Source organism: Flammeovirga sp. SJP92, assembly GCF_001583495.1.
Taxonomy (GTDB): domain Bacteria; phylum Bacteroidota; class Bacteroidia; order Cytophagales; family Flammeovirgaceae; genus Flammeovirga.
In genome coordinates this window covers 106393-124833 of sequence record NZ_LQAQ01000014.1, presented here as the reverse complement: position 1 = coordinate 124833, position 18441 = coordinate 106393, and the positions used below count along the sequence as shown (strand labels likewise).

The following is an 18441-nucleotide window of genomic DNA, read 5'->3' as shown; positions in this document are numbered from 1 at the left end:
TTGTTTGAATTTTAGAAAATAATTTGAGCGACCACATGTACTTCATACCTGTCATTTGTAATGTTGGATTGATCAGTAGGGTTGGTACTGTCTTTCCCATCTACAAATGAACCCATCGCTTGAATTTTTAAAGCATCTTCTTTGAAATACTTTCCAATACCTAGGGTATACCAATCTTCCTTTTGAAGTATACTTTGCTCGTAGTTTTCATACTCAGGCATCAATGTGGTATATCGAATATTTATACCCCATTGATTGGTGAATAAATAATCGAGTTGAGTATTAAAGGCAGTTCCTAAAACATATCTAGAACTAACTTCTTCTCCTGTAAAACGGATAACAGCTTGTTGGGAGGAATAGATGTCTTTGCTTGAGTAGGCAAAGCTATTTACAAAATCAGCTGAAAAGGAAATACCTTTATATTTGAGTAAAAGGTCCACATAAAACTTTCCATAATTTGGGAATTTTTCATTGCCATCTGCATCAAAAAGTTCAAATTCACCATGTCCATCGCCAGTTTGATCAGAAGCTCCAACATTGTAACTGAAAGAGCCGTTGACTGCCAGTTTCAATTTTTCTTCTCTATGAAAATCAACAACATGTCTATGTCCCTCTTTTCCAGAGAAAGTACCCAAGGGAAGTATTTCTAATCGTCCTCCATATTTGAGTCCGCCTTTGTCAACATCAATAGAATTGTCTCCGAAAGAATTCATTCCGTCTCCTGAGGTAATGGCAACTAGTGGATTGAGGATCACATCTCCGAATTGAAAAGAAGACTCATAAAAAATTCCAAACTCCCTGCCATTGGTAGTGAAACGATTGGAAAGTGGGCTTCTGTTTACCATAGATAATTGAGATTCATTAATACCATATGCTCTGTCATTTGTAAAAGTAAGTTTTTGCCCTACTGACAACTTCATTTTCTCGTTGATATGAAAGGCAACAAATGCTTCTAGCAGTGTAAAAGAATTAACAAAATCGGCTTCTATAAAAAAGCTAACTTTTTCTTTGACAGCAATTCCTTCAAAATTAGCTCTGGCAGCACCTACATACAGATAGTTATTGGCAGAAGTATCTCTATCAAAATTTTCATGACCATAAGATGGTCTTAACATGCCGCTGATTTTAAAGGAATAATCTCCTTGATTCATATTCAGATTGAGTCCATTACCTAGTTCAAAATGTGAAGTATTGGTATTTTCTAATAAATCAACATCATTGGTTTGATCATCATCAATATCTTGAGCAAATAACAAGGTTGGCAACAACCCTATCAGTGCTAGGAAAACTATTTTGTGTTTTATTTTTTTCATTGTTGTCTTTCTATATTTTTTGCTTTATCATATATCTATAAACGGGGAGCTCACTTCCTACATCAAATGTTCCATCAATGACTCTGAAAGTGAAAAACGAATTGTCATTTTCGGGTTCCAAGGCAGGAGGGACCACATTGGCGTGTTCTTGTGATAGGTAGACGATGTAAGAACCTTTAGGGAATTGTTTACTGGTTTTGGTGACTTCCGTTTTTAGTCTTCTGAGGTAAATATTTTCCCATTTTACAATAGAAACAGCATTTTTCTGCACTTGATAGGCTTCTACTTGAATTGTTTTATCAGAAGGAAGTTGCTCTACTTTGCAACCTAATATTTCAAGTTTTTGAGCCGCTTTTTCTTCTTCCGGAAGAAGTATGTAAGCAAAAGGTCTTTCTCTTGTCTTTTTGGCTTTCATTTGAAGCCCATCTGTCATGATGACTTCAATTGTTTTCTTTTCTTCTGTAGCGAGATCGATACAAGTATAATCAGTTTTTATCGTTGTTTTTTCTTGCTTAATTACTACACTCTCACTTAATCTGGCAGTCAGAGTATTGGCTTTCTTGATAGCCTCTCTGATTTTGTCTCCATTTTTATAAGCCGTATTTAAATAAGACATTCCTGCAATGAAAGTAGTTTGTACTCGTCTTTTGAAAGATATTCTTTTCAAGTTGACACCTCTAATTTCCATCAACACAGACAAACAATTATTTAAAGCGAAATTGGTAGAGGTAGACCTTGGACTAGAGCCACCTTGATTGAAATGAATATGCCCCTTGAGCATCTTAGTACTTGAATAATCAGAAACGTTACGTCCATTCTCTTGTAATGCTTTTTTGGCATTAGCTACCAATAAATCTTTTGTAGTTTTTCGAATAACTGAATTGACATTAAGGTTGTTAGAGTACAAAAAGAAAGCGTCATAATAGGTTGTGATCCCTTTTTCTCCAAAGTAATTAAAATGAGCTCGATAAGGGTTGTATTCATGAAAATCGATAGCTATTTGAGGTGAAAATTCAGAAAAGGCTTTGCGAATGGCATTGGTTTCTGGGGTTGCCAATTTGATAAAATCTCTATTTAGATCAATACCATTGGCAGAAAACCGGTTTTGGACATTATAGCCATCAGCATTTGCCATAGGAAGAATTGTAATATCCAATCTGTCTAAAAGTATATTGTATTTTGAGTCATTGATTAAAGTATAAAGGATATATAGCACGCCTTCAGTACTGGCGGGTTCATTGCCATGTAACCCTCCCTGCAACCATACTTTTATTTTGTCTTGATCAGAAGGTTTGTTGATTCTAATTCTAATGATTTCCTTTCCTTTCTGACTTTCGCCAATTTGGTCCACTACTATATAGTCAACTTCTTTGGAAAGGTTTGTGACATATGCCACCATCTCTTTGTATTTTGTAAACCCTTTCCATTCAGCCTTTTGAAATGCAGGAGTAGGAATATCTATATTAGGTTCAGGAAAGAACTTTTCTTCCATTTTTCTAGACTGTCCAAGAACCTGGTAAACAGTCATGAGGCTTATGAGAATATATGCTATTGTCTTTTTCATGTACTGTAGTATTAAAAGGAAACTTGAAACATTAGCCTGCCTAAAAGTTCAGCGTTTGCGTCCATTACTTCGCCATCACTTCTTTTCGAACCTGGCAGGGCATTCACGTAGGTCATCGATACTTGAAATTTGGCGGCGTCTTTCATCAAGTATCTTGAAAAAGCTAAAGTGTAGTATTTATCTCTGTTGTAGAATTGTTCATTATTGAGGAATGAATTACTATCTGGGTCTAAATAAGTAAACCTGCCATCTACGGAAAAACCTTGTTTAAAGAGGTAACCTGCTTGGATATTATAACCTCTGCCTACCATCATTCTTGCAGAGATGTAATCCACAATAGTGGCATTATTTAACCCATCGTCTGATCTAAGATTAGCTGTTGTTCCGTTGTTTCTAACACGGTAAAAGATCTCAGGAGAGTAAACCCTAGAATAAGCCCACGTAAATTCACCGAGGACGGTCCATCCTTGATACTTGAACATGAAATCGCTAACTAATTTTCCGTAATCAGGTAAAGTTTCCGTCACTTCATCACTTCCTAAGTAAATGATATCACCACTTTTCCTGCCTCTTCTGCTGCTTATTCCTACGTTATAACTATATGCAGCACCAAAAATGAGTTTGGGCGTAAGTTGCCGTGCATGATCAACTTCAGAAAATTCTCCCATTCCTCTGAAAAGCCCAAAAGGAAGAAAGTCAATCCGCCCACCATATTTTAAACCTCCTCTGTTTCTAAAAGCATTTTGGCCGTCACCAGCAGAAACAGTAAAACCTGGTTTCACAAACCAACTGCCTACTCGCTGTTTTCCTTCTACAAAAAGACCAAAATCTCTTACTGCAGCAAAAGCAGAAGTGACTCTAGAACGTTCTACAAATTGCATAGCATCGGAAGAGATCCTCATTTCTTTATTGTCCGTCATAGTAGAGCGTTGACCGAAAGTGATTTTCCAATTCTTGTGAGGTTTATACGTCACAAAAGCATCTAGTAAAGTTCCAGAGTAGAGATCTTCACCATCTGCATTATTAGGAATGGCGAAATCAACTCTGATACGGTAGCTGAATTTCTCTTTGGCTGATTTTCCTTCAATGTCAAACCGAGCTCTGCGAATACGGAAACGAGATTCGACTTCATCCCAGTTATCTGTAGTTCTTATTTCTATTGTAGATTGAACATAACTTCGGATTTTCATAAAATAGCCACCATTGGGACCATGAAACCGAATCCCTTTTCCCAATTCATAATCTTGAATATAAAAAGGTGGTGAGGAGGATTCTTGAGCTTCCAGCGTAATTGCTGAAAAACTCAATATGAATGCACTTAATATAATTTTAAATGTCTTTCTCATTTAGAAGACTGATTTAAGAATGAACATTGAAATCAATCCTACTGTAAGAGGGATGAGATTTCTTTTTGCGAGATCGAAGGATGATATTCCTGCCAGTTCTGATGTAGCGATGATTACCCCGGCAATTGGAGAAGTGGCTCTTCCCATACTTGAGGCAAGTTGCATGGATAAGATCATACCTATTTTATTCCCTCCTAATTGGGCGGCAATATGTGGTACTAAAGGACCAAAAGAGAAAAAAGAATCATTTCCACTCCCCATAAGCATGGAGGCTAGAAAAATTAAGGTTGTCATTAAGATAGAGACCCCTTCAAAACCAAAACCGGCACCTTGTGAGGCGTCCACTAAATGATCAATAAAGCCTAAAGAAATTAGCCCTTTAGAAAACATTTGTGCACATACAATGAGTGTGACTACACTTGCAAAGACACGCCCCATGCCCTCCCAGAAGATTTTCATGGAACTCATCATATCTTTTAAATCTCTTTTTCTAATTAATTCCAGTACCATTCCTAGGAGAGTACAAGCTAACATGGCGGTGGTAGTATCCAATGTGACGGGAGGTTCAAAGAGATCAAAAGTAGGAGAGAATATCATTAATAAAAGTAAGGGCATTACAGGAAGCAATGCATAGTATAATGGAGCTGTAACTTTGAATGATTCGCCATCTTCCTGTTTTTCTTTATCGAAGTGTCCTTCTTTTTTATCATAATATTTATTGACAAAAAAGTAAACAATCATTAAAACTATCGTTAAAGGAATAGTAAGCGGTAATTGATGGTGTAGGAAATAATCTACAGCTTCAAGTTCTACTTGATGAGATGCTTGTGCAGTGTTGGCAGATGCAGGCCCGAGATCAAACACAGTACAAGCAGTGATTACTGATACAACAGATACTTTACTGATGCCTAATTTTGTCAGCACAGGAAAAATGGACGCCATTAGTAGAAGTCCTAGCCCTGTTGCTGAAGGTGTAGACATAAATAAAAATTGCCCGATTGGAATAACGCAAGATGCAGCTAGATAAGGAGTTTTTCTTAAATAGGTTAGTGGTTTTGTACTCACGTAAACTAATGCGTCACTTGCTCCAATATGCCTCATATAAGCTACAAATCCACCAATTGTCATAATCATCAGACCTACTTTGGAACCCTTGTCCGATAAGGTTTCAGTAATCATAGCAAATAGATCAAATGCACCTAAACCTGTACTTTTCTTCATTTCAGGAAGGTCATAGCCCATCAACAGGGCAACTGCCATCATAATCAAACCACTAAAAAGAAGGACGGCTTGAGGATTATATTTCTTAGTAAGTAGGTAGGCTACAATTCCGATCATTACTATAGTAATGACCACGCTTAAAATTGTCATTTAATTTGTTTTTGGGTGGTTGCAATGCACTAATTTAAGTTGACTTTTAACCAATTCATAAATTCAATAGACCTGTAAATTCCTGCTCCATTATGATCTATACCTTGAACTTGGAATAGTTGATGTCTGTGCTCATCAGTATATAACGAGTCATAAAACATCTGCATATACAAAGCTCTTTTATGCCTGGAGTTTTGACTTGTACTTGTTATATCGGATCCACCTCCTTCCCAGTTGGCCTGACAGCTATTATCAGAATTATCAAGGTCTTCTGTACCTGTAGCATATGTTACTAGACGGTTTATATTTTGAGAGACAATTGTAGAGGAATCAAGATCATCTCTATAATCTGTAAATGAGGAGATGGCAGTTAATCCATAGTAGTAATCATTGTATCCTTCGCAGTCTGTAGGAATAACATATTGATTAGCGTTGTCCGAAAATCTTTTGTGATTGATATATAAATACGAAGAGGGATCACTTACTATGTATTTAAATGTATAATTTTCGTATTGCTGTTCAAGGTTGTTGAGAGCAGCGTATCGTTGTGTAAATTGCCCACCGGCGGAGTGACCAATAAAAATGATATTTTTTAAGTTGGGAAGTTTTTCAGTAAATACATAATTAGTTAGGAATTTTTCTAAAAGAAGAAAAGAGCTTTGACCATCTTCAGAATTAGCCCCAATTCTCCAAATTGCTCCATTCCAGAAAATAGCATTATCTGCACCATTATTGCTAAAAAAAGGAGCAACAATTAATGTTGAACTAATTCCTCCAACATCATATACACTATTGTAAATAGATTGAAAATCTCCTTGATAGTCATAACTTAACCCATGAACAACCAATGTCATTGAAGTAATTTGAGGAAGTGTCGTATCATCCTCTAAATCAATAGAAGTAAAAAATGTGGTGGTTCTTGATGAATTGGCATTGTCAAGGTTTACTTTAATGAAAGTATTGAGTTCTGTGCCATCTGAAACTACATAATCGGGAGGCGTTTCAGGTTTGTATTGACAAGAAATGAGCATAAGAAAAAGAAAGCTTGTTACAGCTAAAGGTAGAATACAGTTGTTCATAGTGAGAAAAAGACTGAATAATGAGTCATTACATATAATTTAATAAGGCATAACGATTAGTTGATAATTTGAAGTTTAGATTATGGTTATCATTAAATAAAATCAATAAATAGTTCAATTAAGAGTTTTTAAAATTGACAGATCTTAAAGAAATTGATAATCAGTTATTTACGTTATTTTTAATCAGCTGATTTAATAATTTTATGGAGGAGCTTTTTGCTAACCGACCTAAGAAAACAGGGCAGGGTTATATTGAAAGAGAAGGAGAAAAAATCTACTATGAAAGTGTTGGAGAAGGAACAGCCATTGTGTTAGGACATGGTTTAGGGGGCAGTCATGCTATTTTTTTTCAACAAGTGCCTTTATTGGCTAAGGAATATAGAGTGATAACTTTTGATCAGCGTGGCTTTGGAAATTCCACTAACGTTCATCTTAAACACTCTCCACATACTGCAGCCGAAGATATGAAAGCTATATTAGATCATTTGGGAGTAGAAAAAGCCCATTTGTTAGGGCAGTCAATGGGAGGGTGGTGCATGCTAGATTTTGCTATGAATTATCCTAAAAGGGCTTTGTCTATTGTGTTCAGTAATTCTTTGGCAGGGATTTATCAAGAAAGTATCAAACACTTTTATGAAATACCTGCTCCAAGACCACCTTTGTCCAGTTTGCCACTTGGAAAACATTTCGGTTTGGCAGATCAGTTTTACGAAAAAAAGCCCGAGATAGCTTATTTGTATTTACAAATTGGATCAATGTGCCCTCCGGCTCCTTCAGACATGCGTAGAATAATTAGAGAGACTTTTTTTACAGTAGATGAAGTCAATGAATTGAATAAAAAAGTGCCAATGCTTTTTTGTACAGGATCTGAAGATATTACATTCCCTCCTGAATGGATTAAGGAATTACATCAGTTGGTAGTCAAGTCTGAATTGAAAGTTTTCGAAGGAACAGCCCATTCGCCTTATTATGAGTTGCCAGAAGAATATAATGATGTGATAAGAGCTTTTTGTAAGAAATAATACACGAAAAAAGGGAATTCTTATTCAGAAGTCCCTTTTTCTTTTTCAATTCTATTTCTAAGAATATTTTGTTTTATCTTATTAAAATCAGCCGTTGGAATGGCTTTGATTAATTTCTTTGTTGCTTCAGCCTTAGGGTTCGTGTAAACTTCATTGGCGAGGTCCCATTCCTGAAGTTTCCCTTTTTCCATGACAAGGATTCGATCTGCAATAAATTTCACCACAGCCAAATCATGTGATATGAAAATATATGTTAGATTGAATTTCTCTTTCAGGTCACAAAGAAGGTTCAAGACCATAGCTTGAACAGAAACATCCAGTGCGGAAACAGACTCGTCACAAATGATAAATTTTGGTTTTGTAGCTAATGCTCTAGCAATACAAATACGTTGTCTCTGCCCTCCAGAAAACTCATGTGGATAACGATTCAGGTAAGAACTGCTTAGTCCTACAGTCTCCAATAGTCGGATTGCTTCCTTCTTTCTAGCTTTGTCATCTGAAAGAATATTATGAACTTTCATTGGTTCTATAATAGATTGCCCGACGGTGGTCCTTGGATTTAAAGAGGTATAAGGATTTTGGAAGATGATTTGAATATCTCTTCTCAAATTGTTCATTTCTTTTTTAGGGATCGTTGCCAAATCTTTTCCCTCAAAATAAACATGTCCATCCCTAGGTTCAATGAGTCTTAGAATACAACGGCCAAGCGTTGTTTTACCACAACCAGATCGGCCTACAAGGCCTAGTGTTTCGCCTTCATTAACTTGAAAGCTTATATCATCAACAGCAGTGAAAGTTTTAATTTCTTTTCCCCATAAGTTTTTCTTGATAGGGAAGGCTGCTGTCAGGTTTTTTACTTCTAATACAGGGGGCTTATCAAGGATTTTCTTTTGTTTCTCTATGACTTTACTTTCATCTTGTGCATTTAAGATTAAAGCTTGTCCTACAGACATGAATTTAGCCTTTGATTTTCCTGTTTTTGAAACATCTTCTAAAAAGTCCTCTAAAGTGGGTAATCTTTTAAGTGTAATGTCAATTCTAGGTCTACATGCTAAAAGTCCCTTAGTATAAGGGTGTTGTGGGTTGTTAAATACATCGAAAACAGTTCCGTATTCAACAATAATTCCTTTACGCATTACAATGATCTTATCGGCCATTTGAGCAACAGTGGATAAGTCATGTGAAATGAACATGCAAGCAGTATTTCTAGTTTCTTTAAATTGATAGAAAAGATCTAGTATTCCTTTTTGAGAAGTAACATCTAATGCAGTGGTGGGTTCATCAGCAATTAGAAGACTTGGGTTGCAAGCTAACGCAATACTGATTAACACCCTTTGTTTTTGTCCCCCAGATAACTGATGAGGATAACTATGAAATACCTTTTTCGGATTTTTGAGCTGTGCTAATTCAAAAGCTTGAAGTGCTTTTTTTCTAGCCGCTGCATTTGTAATCTTCTTTTCGTGTATTTTAATGGTTTCAATAAGTTGATAACCACAAGTAAGAACAGGGTTTAGCGAGCTCATAGGATCTTGAAAAATCATACCGATTTCACTTCCTCTGATATCTCTGATTTCATTTCCGCTGAGTGCTAGAAGGTTGATTATACCTTTGTCCTTACTTTTGAAAAGGATTTCTCCAGAGTTTATAGATGCATTATCTGACAATAATTGGAGTAAAGACAGGGCAGTAACTGATTTTCCTGAACCTGATTCACCAACAATACCCAACGTCTCTCCTGTTTCAAGTGCAAAGTTAATACTATGCACAGCCGTAGAACTACCTCTTTCTTCATTATCGAATGAAATAGATAAGTCTTTTACTTCTAAGAGAATGTCAGCGTTATTTTTCTCCATAAATTATTATCTCATATTAATTGAGGGTGTAAATTAGTAAGAGGAGCGTTGAAACAATAATTTTAACCAAAAAAAATATAAAAAAATAAATCAGTCAACTCCATTTCAGTATTTTAAGAATGTGTCGAAAAGTAATTTGTAACTTTTTTATATGTGAGCATAATAAATAGTGTCGCAAACAGTCTAGTAATGATTTGTCTTGAATAATACCTATTAAAGTTGAATGCCCAATACCGTAATATCATCTCTTTGAGGGATATTATTTTGATGTACATCTAAAGCGGCTTCTATCAAATCACCTAAATCTTCAATAGGCTGATCAATATGTTTCTTGATATATTGTTCAAAATACCTTCTGCCAAACTTATCATTTTGCTCATTATTTTGATCTAAAATACCATCGGTAAGCATGATCAAATAATCACCATCTTCAAATTCTATCTGTTCTGTCTGGAATTCTCTCCCTACTTTTTGTTTTCCTCCAATAGCTTTTTTACTGCCTCTATGTCTTTCTAACACTCCGTATTTCTTTCTTACAAGATAGACATCGCTTTTTGCTCCAGAGAAGAATAACTTTGGTACGCCGTCTATTGTTTCAAATTTACAAAGGGCAATGTCCATACCGTCATTAATAGTATTTTCTTGCTGACGCAAATAAGTAATGACTCTTTGATTCAACATTTCTAAAATAATAGAAGTGTCTTGTGTTAATTTTTTATCAACAACTTCCTGTAAAATAGTCTTTCCTATCATGGACATCAAAGCACCTGGCACTCCATGTCCAGTACAGTCTACGACGGCAAAAAACTTCACTACAGAACCATCCATTTTTTTTGTCTCGCCATACCAGTAAAAGTCACCGCTGACAATATCTTTAGGACGATAGATAGAGAATAATTTCTTGAATTTACTTTCCAAAAGGTCAATAGGAGGTAAGATTGCGTATTGAATTGTTTGTGCTGCTCTGAGACTATTGGTTATCTTGATATTTTGATCATTCACCTGAGTCATAGCATCATCCAATTCCTCTTTTACCAATTCTACTTTTCGCTTTTGAAGATATGCTCTACGTACGATGACAATCAAACCAATAACAAGCAATAATAAACCACACATCGCTAAAAAATAAGTCAATATTTCTTTCTGATGTTCTGCTTCAGAGATTTGATTTTCTTCTTTAAATTTCACCATACGGTCCTCTTTTTCCTGTAACTTATTTCTAAGTACGCCAATCATGGCAAGCAAAGAACTGTCTTGAGAAGAGAAAATAGTATCTGTTTTAGTGGTTAATTTACTCTCCAATCTAGTTAATTCAGCATTTAAAGAGTCAATTTCATGTTGGGCGATTAGTTCTTTATTTTCTGCTTTTTCATAAACACTCAAGAAGTCATTTCTTAAAGAAAGTTCTTCCCTTCTTTGTTCAATTGTTTTTTCGGTCGCTTCAGCACCTAAAGCTGCTACCTCAATATTTTCAATAATTTCTTCTTCCTCCTCAATATTAACTGTAATTGTCAATGTCTTTTGAACCGGATCATAGAATCTATTGATAATATCATGTGCGTGGATATGTACTAAGCTGATCGACCCTTCAAATTCAGAAGGAGTCATGTCAACTCTTAAGTTGGTATATCCTCTATTATTTGTTGATGCAAACTTACCATCAGCAAGGATCAATGCATCATTTACAAAGTTTCCGTCTTGATCAATTACTCTAAACCCAATATTTGAAACCGCTTGCTGATTGGAGACTTTCATTTTAATGAATTGAGAATACTCTCTTCTTTCCTGAGCAAATGATCTCAAACTACGGCCTGGTACCAACATTTCAAAATTGGTTTTTAAACGAACACCAATTGGGAATGTAATTGAGAATTCGCCATTGAAATCAGTAGCCGTTGAATATAACCTGTTCTTTACAAAAATGTGAAGTACTTTATTGGTGATAGGGTTGTCATCCTCGTCTACAACTCTACCCTCTAACACATCTTGAAGTTTGTCTCTGAGAAGTACAATAATTCTATCGCCTTCAATAAACCACGACTTCAATTCCATGTCTTCTTTAGCCACCGTCAAAACTCTTGGAGTACTAAATAAACCTTCCTTATTGTCTAAGTGATAAATAAATTCTCCTTTATCATCAGATTTAAATGGTTTATTATTAACAGTGATTTCTGCATTTTTTATAGGAAGACCTCGATAAGAAACTTTTCCAGTAAGGTAGCGTTTTTTCGTTTTCTTGATGGTCATATCAATACCTTGATTTGAACCAAGCATTGGATTGACATTAAAGGTATTGTGAACTTTAATAGGAATGACATTTGGTTCGGCATTCGCCAATACAACACCTTCTTCATGCGTGTTTTCTTTTATAACATAAAAATGCTGTTCTTCCTCTTTGCTATTTCTCATTCCAATTTTAATAGAATAAGTTCCTTCATGGAAGATATTTGAATTCTTTTCAACCTTGATATAAAAATTATTATCAATGTCAGCAAGGATGGAATAAGCACCTTTTTCATTGGTAATGGTCTCATAAAGTTGTTCCTTAGATTCTAGTCGAACTGAAGCATTAACCAATGGATCTCCGTTTTCTTTTTGGACAATTCCATTAATTCTCACTTTATCAAAGAAAAACACTTGAAAAATATCTAGCTGTCCAATTGACTCAGTTCTTGCAGACGAGAAATAACCAATTTTACCGTACATACTGAAGTAGGTGTCGTCAGCAGTAGAGTTAATCGGTACTCCTAAGTTTTGAGGAGCAGTCCATTTTTGTGTTTCTTCATCATAAACAGATCTGAATATATCATATCCACCCATTGAATGATGTCCTTTAGATGAGAAAAATAATTCTCCCTCAGCATTAATAAAAGGAGAATCTTCATCTTGTGGGGTGTTAAGTTCAGTAAGTTCTACAGGTTCATTCCATTGTCTTTTTCTTTTGTTCCATGTAGAATGAAAGAGGTCAAGGTCATCGGTGTCATTAAAACCTCTTGAAGCGAAGTATAAATGCTGTTGATCTTCAGTAATAAAAGCATGTGTTTCTTGAGCGGGTGAATTTACACCTTTCAAAATATATTCATTTCCCCAGGTCTCTCCATACTTTTCTCTTTCATAAATATTTCCATCTCTGTAAAGAAGAGCTTTGGTATCATTGTCAAATAATTGAATTGTAGCCGCGTGTCCATCTGCAGATAGTTCAGCCACCCTAGCTGGGCTTGCCCATTCATCATTGGCGTCCATGTAGGCATGATAAATTTGCTCAAAACGAGTTCCTTTTGAACTTTTTTCATCACCAAGCTTAGTCACTCTAGTAAATAAAAATGATTGATGATCTTTTGTTAAAGTAATACTATGTTCATTTGAATTAGAATTTACTTTATCTCCAAGGTGTCTAACAATAACTTTTGTTTTGTCAGAAAGAATCACTTTGGCATTCTCAATTTGCTGTTTAAGGACCTCCACATCTTCAACTCCTTTGGAAAATAACGAAGCTTGGTAGATGGCATCTTCTGCTTGGTGAATCTTACCTAAAGATAAATAGCCTTCAGCAATATAATAGTGGAAATCCGCACTATGAGCAGCGGAAGATTTTTTGATAGAATCTAATAAATCAATGCCTTTTTTGGGAAGGTTGGTCTTGATATAACATACAGCTAAACTGTAGATATAGGACTCGTTGTTAGGGTATAATTCAACGAGTGGCTCCATATACTGCAAAGCCTCTGCATAATTATGGTGAGTATAAGCCTTTCGTGCTTGTTTCTCTAGTTGTTTGATGTCTTGAGAAAACAGGTTTAAAGGGATAATTAGCAGTAATAGAGTAATATATTTAAGCAAATTCTGCATAAATAGCTTCGGGTAGTAAAAGTTTAATCTAATAAAGTAAAGAGTAATGAAAAAAAGCTACAAGTAATACATCACGAAATGAAATATATATTTGATTCTTTTTGTAATATTTGTGTAATTTCTGTCATTACCAAAAGTACAACATTTACATTTATTATAAAACTTTGAATAGTTAAATATTTAATTAAAGCTGAGTAGGGTGTCTCTTTATTATATACGCTGGAGATTGTATGTATATTGTTTCAAGCAGTTTACATTTTCCCCTATTCTTCTAAACTGATTATTAATAATCACAATATCAGATAGTTTTTTAATGTTTTCTGATTTTTTGATGCCTAATGTCAATTCTTTTTCTCGAATTTTCTCTAGCCTTTCGGTCTCATTGTCTATTGTAGTTAGAAATCTGTTAATATCTTCATCTTCAATAATTTCACTCTTGTTTTGAACATACAAAGCAAGGTGCTCTAATGTGTTACAAATACTATTGATAAAAAGTTCCAACTCGGAATATTGATATTTTTTTGAAAGACGCTCTACATTCGCGGAAAGCGTTGCGGTATGGGAGAAAATCATGCGTATTGTAGCAATAAACTCATATAAGTCTGTAGAAGGTACTTGGTTAGATTTTGGATCATTTAACATAGTTTGAAAACTCATGGCTAGGTTTGCATTGGCAAGTTGGGCACGTTTTCGGGCAAGTTTATAGGTATTTTGATTCAAAGATTTTAACCCTGTGAAGCCTATAGCGACTTCTCTGAAGTAGTTGCTGTTGGCTCTAATTGATTCAATTATTCTAGCGTTGATTTTATTTTTTTCGAATTCAGGTAAAATGGCAAAACTAATAATATAAGCTATAATTCCCCCTAAAGCAGTGTCTATAATTCTAGCTAATGCAATTTCAAAATTGGTAGGTGTGCTGATTGCTATCAGCAATAAAATGAAGGGGGTTAGAAGAGTCATCCCTAAGCGGTAATCTTTGGCTAAGGTGCCAAAAGTACCAACTCCAAGAGGTATTAATACAATTAGATAGGCAAAAGGGTTGGCCGTAAACCACATGACTACAGAGGCGATTACAATTCCTATTGAAGTTCCTACAATTCTTGCTATCATTCTTTGTTTGGTGATTGCAAAAGAAGGTTTCATGATGACTGAGATTGAAAGCCAAATCCAGTAACCTCGTTCTAAGTCTAAAAAAAGAGCACTGATATAGCCAAGCATCATGGCAATAGAGATCTTAATAGCATGTCTGAAGTGCCCTGAAGATAATGTGAGGTTGTCGGATAAGTTGCCCTGTTCTGGTTTGGTAAGGAAGTTTGGCAGTCGAAGACCATCGGTATGTGAGCGGTCTGTCATATTCTTCCAGTCCGTGAACTCAGCAATTTCTAACGTAATTCTGTCTATTCTTTTAAAATTTCTAAGAATATTTTTAACCTCTGCAAACCATGAGATTGGAATTTTTCGGTCATTTTGGTCTCTTAAAGTTTCAAATAGCAGATTGATGTCTTCGAAAGATTGATCAATAGAGGGAAGTTGCTCAACAGCTTTTCTTTTTTGAATTGATTTTGCAAGAATGGAAATATTGACACCTAACTGATAAAACAGCTTCTCCAAATTGAAAGGAAGTAAAGTGTCTTTAAATTGTTCATGAAGCGTTGAATACTGAATATGTGTAGCGCTTGCTTTTTCAAAGAGATCAATTGAAAAACGCATTAATAATATGAGAGAACGGCCATGTGGTGTTGCACCTTGCAAAGCCGATCTTTGAGTAAGTAATAAGTTTCTTATTTCTTCCTGTTTGTGCTCAATTTGAGTTTGAAGCTGAAACAATCTCTTTTCACTGAATTTGGAACTTGGATCAGAAAATAATTTTGCTTTAGTTCTAATATATTCAGCCATCAATTCATAATTCTCACCCAGTAGTTTCTCGATAGTAGCATACGGTCTGATCTGCCATAGTAATAACGAGTTAAGACTGTACCATAGACCTCCTCCAAACATGCCTAAAAATAATGGAAGCAATATTTGAGTTGAAAGTCCAAAACCTAATCCCAAACTGACTGAAATGAGAACACTGTTGCCAATCATATTAGAACGGTTTCCAAAAATGGACAATAATGCACCTATAAAAGATACTATTCCTAAGTAAATTAACCCGACAATAGGCCAGTTGATAGTGAATGCCATACCAAAGGCACAAACTGAATTCAGTGCAGACCCACCAATCAATCCTTTTGCTTTTTCATTCCAACTTCCTGGAGAATCAGAAAGTCCTACAGTCAAAGCTCCTATACCTACAGCTGTAGCTATGGCTATAGTATCGGTCAAAAGGCCGATAAAAATAGGGAAAACAATTGCCCAAGTAAGCCTTAAACCATTAGAAAATTGGTTGCTTCGGAAAAAAGCGCTGATTTGCTCCATTATAAAGGATGAGATTTAAATGATAATGTTAATACGTGGATATGGAAATAACCGGAAGTATAGGTTTATGCAAAATTATAAATAATTGTAAGAATTCATGGGTAATCTGTAAACATATATTTCAATTTTAAAATTGCTTTTAAGCGAAAAGATTTGCTACTTGCGACAGTATTGCACAAACAACTAAGAATAATGATGAAAAAAAGTCTTACATTAATCTCCCTTTTATTAATCGGTTTGTTTTCTTGTAACAATGACACTGATGAGGGACCACTTCCAACAATTAGTAACTATACTATAGAAGGTGAAGCACACGACCATGCAAGGTTATCAGATGAAGGTGAAGAACCTGAGTTAGAAATGGGTGGAGAAGCTCACATTGATGCTGAATTAGCAGGTGAAGCTTTACAAACTGTATTGTTGGATATTCACTGGGGTGAAGGTCACACGCATTCAAGATTAAACGCTAACGGTGAAGATGAGCCAAAGTGGACGGAGAAAATTGAGTGGAAATTTGGTGTTGGTACTGAAGTTGAAAATGGTTTAACTCCAGAAGGTGTATTCCCTAACAATCACGATTTTCATCAACATATTGATGTGCCAGAAGGTGTGTTAGAAGGAGAGTACCACTTTGTGTTACATTTATGGGATCAAAAAGGTAACGAAACACAGCAAAACATCACTGTTCATGTTCACGGACATGAGCACGAAGACGGTGAACACGCTGAGTAAGAATATAATATTGTAATGTCCTGAAAAAGCAATTCTGTTTTTCAGTGAATTAATTTCAATATAAGACTCAATAATTAAAAAATTATTGAGTCTTTTTTATGTCTATGTATTCTGTCTTAGTCCAATTAATTTAACTCTAAAAAGGAGGAGTCCATTAAGGTTTCAAGGAATGCAAGCATATATTCTCTTTCAGAAGCATCAAGTTGAATTCCATTGATCAGTGTGGAGTCTAGCGTAGGGAAGTGCTTAATCTCTTTTTCATAATGATTCAATACTTCATTGATAGAATTGAATCTGCCGTCATGCATGTAAGGAGCAGTAGCAAAAATATTTCTCAGTGTAGGCGTCTTGTACTTTAACAGGTCTTCGTCAACTCTAGTAATCCTTCCTCTGCCTTTGTTGATGCCTTCATGATCATCCGAAAATGTATTATCCAGTCCATTATTATGATAACCGAAGTCTGTAAAAAATGGCTCTTGATGACAACTATTGCAGTTCTTTTGAAAAAGTTGATATCCTAATGCCTCTTTTTCCGAAAATTGATATCGGCCTTCCAAGTACAAATCATATTTACTCTGATTTGATATCAAAGTTCTTACATATTGGGCTAAAGCTCTAGCTAGGTGTGCAGAGTAAACTTTATCAATTCCAAAGGCCGATTTAAACTCTTTTTTATAATATGCAGAAGCGTTAATGTTTCGCATCAAAAGTTTTAAATCAACACCCATTTCATCCTCATGTGTAAGTGGTCCAAAGATCAGTGATTCAATGTTCTTAGCTCCTCCATCCCAGAACCAACCTTTGGCCCATGCAATATTGATGATTGTTGGTGAATTCCTGAGCAAGGGTTTGTGGCTGACTCCTTGAGTAGAAAGTGAAACGTTTTCTCCAAAGCCATAATTCGCCTGATGACAGTGTGCACAGGAGACTGTTGAGTCTTTTGAAAGAGATGGGTCAAAAAAAAGTTTCCGACCTAATTCTACTTTTAAAAGGTCCATTTTGTTGTGGTCAGGAGCCGGTATATTATCATATGAAATGACAGAAGCTTGTCTATTTTCTTCACATGAAAACAAACAAGCTCCTACAAATACCGTGATGCTAAGGGTTAAAACTATTTTACAAAGATTTCTTTCCATTCGAACATCTGAGCGTAATTGTCAGCGATTAGTTGAGTATTAGGTCCAAACATAGTGTCTTGATCGGTATCATTATTAAAATCAATGAAATTGGTATTTCTTTGATCTTCAGGTTTTAGAGCTTCTTTTTTATCTCCAAAAATAAAGTCTACATGAACATCGAGTACAATTTCTTGTTTGTTGTTTTTGTTGAGGTAAATCTCTTTGCCACTAAACTTTACCGTTCTATAATTAGCATCACCACCAATGTGGTATACTAAGCCTTTTGTATTTACATCATCAATCAAGCGAAGTCCCTCTGTTAACATGAACTTGTATCCGGTATCCCAATTCCAAGCCATACCATTGGCAGGGTCAAGGTCACCAACTTGATCAGTGCTATAATTGGCTGCATTATCAACACCAATAGAAAATTCTAATTCTGAAAAAGCGTGATTTGGAAGACCTGTCAGTACAATACTTGTGTCTGCTTTGTCAATCATCTCAATCAAATGGTAGCTTTCAGGAATTTTGAAATAATTGGTGGCTGAAGTGTCCCTTAATACAATATTGGACAAGTAAAAGCGGAAGTCGCTGATGGTGTAGTTCTGACTTAGAGCATTGATATACTCTTTATTGTAAGTTAGAGAATCATCATCATGCAAAAGGTTTAATTTGATTGTTAATTCCCCCGTTCCTGCGGCGTCGAATGTTTCTTTGTAAGTATCACATCCTATCAAAAACGAGGAGAATAAGAGTAATAAAAGGATTTGTTTCAT

Annotated in this window: 12 protein-coding genes; 2 read left to right on the top strand and 10 right to left on the bottom strand. The window is 35.4% G+C overall.

Going from position 1 to position 18441, the window contains the following annotated elements; all coding sequences use genetic code 11:
• Positions 1 to 11 precede the first annotated feature (11 nt).
• From AVL50_RS01360 to AVL50_RS01340, 5 genes are read right to left on the bottom strand one after another with little or no spacing between them, the layout of a single operon-like run.
• On the bottom strand, positions 12 to 1313 hold the full coding sequence (locus tag AVL50_RS01360) for a hypothetical protein (RefSeq protein WP_157491092.1): 1302 nt from the start codon (positions 1311 to 1313) through the stop codon (positions 12 to 14).
• 10 nt (positions 1314 to 1323) lie between these two features.
• Positions 1324 to 2877: a M14 family zinc carboxypeptidase gene (locus AVL50_RS01355; protein ID WP_063850500.1), complete on the bottom strand. Its 1554-nt coding sequence runs from the start codon at positions 2875 to 2877 to the stop codon at positions 1324 to 1326.
• Between the two features lie 11 nt (positions 2878 to 2888).
• A complete protein-coding gene (locus tag AVL50_RS01350) occupies positions 2889 to 4223 on the bottom strand; it encodes a porin (protein ID WP_062614680.1) in 1335 nt (444 codons plus the stop codon).
• Entirely contained in the window at positions 4224 to 5594 is a 1371-nt protein-coding gene (gene dcuC / locus AVL50_RS01345; protein WP_062614679.1) for a C4-dicarboxylate transporter DcuC, read from the bottom strand.
• Between the two features lie 29 nt (positions 5595 to 5623).
• Positions 5624 to 6625, bottom strand: a complete 1002-nt coding sequence (locus AVL50_RS01340; protein WP_157491091.1) for a hypothetical protein — start codon at positions 6623 to 6625, stop codon at positions 5624 to 5626.
• A gap of 251 nt (positions 6626 to 6876) precedes the next feature.
• On the opposite strand from AVL50_RS01340, the gene AVL50_RS01335 reads away from it, so the two are divergent.
• A complete protein-coding gene (locus AVL50_RS01335; protein WP_062614677.1) occupies positions 6877 to 7695 on the top strand; it encodes an alpha/beta fold hydrolase in 819 nt (272 codons plus the stop codon).
• A gap of 20 nt (positions 7696 to 7715) precedes the next feature.
• On the opposite strand, the gene AVL50_RS01330 is transcribed toward AVL50_RS01335, so the two are convergent.
• The 3 genes from AVL50_RS01330 to AVL50_RS01320 all read right to left on the bottom strand — a co-directional run bounded on the left by AVL50_RS01330 (position 7716) and on the right by AVL50_RS01320 (position 15815).
• On the bottom strand, positions 7716 to 9548 hold the full coding sequence (locus tag AVL50_RS01330) for an ABC transporter ATP-binding protein (protein ID WP_062614676.1): 1833 nt from the start codon (positions 9546 to 9548) through the stop codon (positions 7716 to 7718).
• Between the two features lie 213 nt (positions 9549 to 9761).
• Entirely contained in the window at positions 9762 to 13397 is a 3636-nt protein-coding gene (locus tag AVL50_RS01325; protein ID WP_062614675.1) for a SpoIIE family protein phosphatase, read from the bottom strand.
• A 210-nt stretch (positions 13398 to 13607) separates the two neighbouring features.
• A complete protein-coding gene (locus tag AVL50_RS01320) occupies positions 13608 to 15815 on the bottom strand; it encodes an FUSC family membrane protein (protein WP_062614674.1) in 2208 nt (735 codons plus the stop codon).
• A 192-nt stretch (positions 15816 to 16007) separates the two neighbouring features.
• Between AVL50_RS01320 and AVL50_RS01315 the strand changes: the two genes are divergently transcribed.
• Positions 16008 to 16547 carry a DUF4625 domain-containing protein gene (locus AVL50_RS01315; protein ID WP_062614673.1) on the top strand — a complete coding sequence of 180 codons (540 nt, stop codon included), beginning with the start codon at positions 16008 to 16010 and terminating at the stop codon, positions 16545 to 16547.
• A gap of 125 nt (positions 16548 to 16672) precedes the next feature.
• Here AVL50_RS01315 and AVL50_RS01310 read toward each other — a convergent pair whose 3' ends face one another.
• Both AVL50_RS01310 and AVL50_RS01305 read right to left on the bottom strand, forming a co-directional pair.
• A complete protein-coding gene (locus tag AVL50_RS01310) occupies positions 16673 to 17683 on the bottom strand; it encodes a cytochrome-c peroxidase (protein ID WP_062614672.1) in 1011 nt (336 codons plus the stop codon).
• Positions 17659 to 18441, bottom strand: coding sequence for an MbnP family protein (locus tag AVL50_RS01305; protein WP_062614671.1), 783 nt, complete (start codon positions 18439 to 18441; stop codon positions 17659 to 17661). The genes AVL50_RS01310 and AVL50_RS01305 overlap by 25 nt, the downstream gene beginning before the upstream one ends.

What these genes read in the sequence shown, in the direction of transcription:
- AVL50_RS01335 (WP_062614677.1), top strand. Translation starts at nt 6,877, where the DNA reads ATGGAGGAGCTTTTTGCTAACCGACCTAAGAAAACAGGGCAGGGTTAT.
- AVL50_RS01355 (WP_063850500.1), bottom strand. Translation starts at nt 2,877, where the DNA reads ATGAAAAAGACAATAGCATATATTCTCATAAGCCTCATGACTGTTTAC.
- AVL50_RS01305 (WP_062614671.1), bottom strand. Translation starts at nt 18,441, where the DNA reads ATGAAACAAATCCTTTTATTACTCTTATTCTCCTCGTTTTTGATAGGA.
- AVL50_RS01340 (WP_157491091.1), bottom strand. Translation starts at nt 6,625, where the DNA reads ATGCTCATTTCTTGTCAATACAAACCTGAAACGCCTCCCGATTATGTA.
- AVL50_RS01350 (WP_062614680.1), bottom strand. Translation starts at nt 4,223, where the DNA reads ATGAGAAAGACATTTAAAATTATATTAAGTGCATTCATATTGAGTTTT.
- AVL50_RS01310 (WP_062614672.1), bottom strand. Translation starts at nt 17,683, where the DNA reads ATGGAAAGAAATCTTTGTAAAATAGTTTTAACCCTTAGCATCACGGTA.
- AVL50_RS01325 (WP_062614675.1), bottom strand. Translation starts at nt 13,397, where the DNA reads ATGCAGAATTTGCTTAAATATATTACTCTATTACTGCTAATTATCCCT.
- AVL50_RS01320 (WP_062614674.1), bottom strand. Translation starts at nt 15,815, where the DNA reads ATGGAGCAAATCAGCGCTTTTTTCCGAAGCAACCAATTTTCTAATGGT.
- dcuC (WP_062614679.1), bottom strand. Translation starts at nt 5,594, where the DNA reads ATGACAATTTTAAGCGTGGTCATTACTATAGTAATGATCGGAATTGTA.
- AVL50_RS01360 (WP_157491092.1), bottom strand. Translation starts at nt 1,313, where the DNA reads ATGAAAAAAATAAAACACAAAATAGTTTTCCTAGCACTGATAGGGTTG.
- AVL50_RS01330 (WP_062614676.1), bottom strand. Translation starts at nt 9,548, where the DNA reads ATGGAGAAAAATAACGCTGACATTCTCTTAGAAGTAAAAGACTTATCT.
- AVL50_RS01315 (WP_062614673.1), top strand. Translation starts at nt 16,008, where the DNA reads ATGATGAAAAAAAGTCTTACATTAATCTCCCTTTTATTAATCGGTTTG.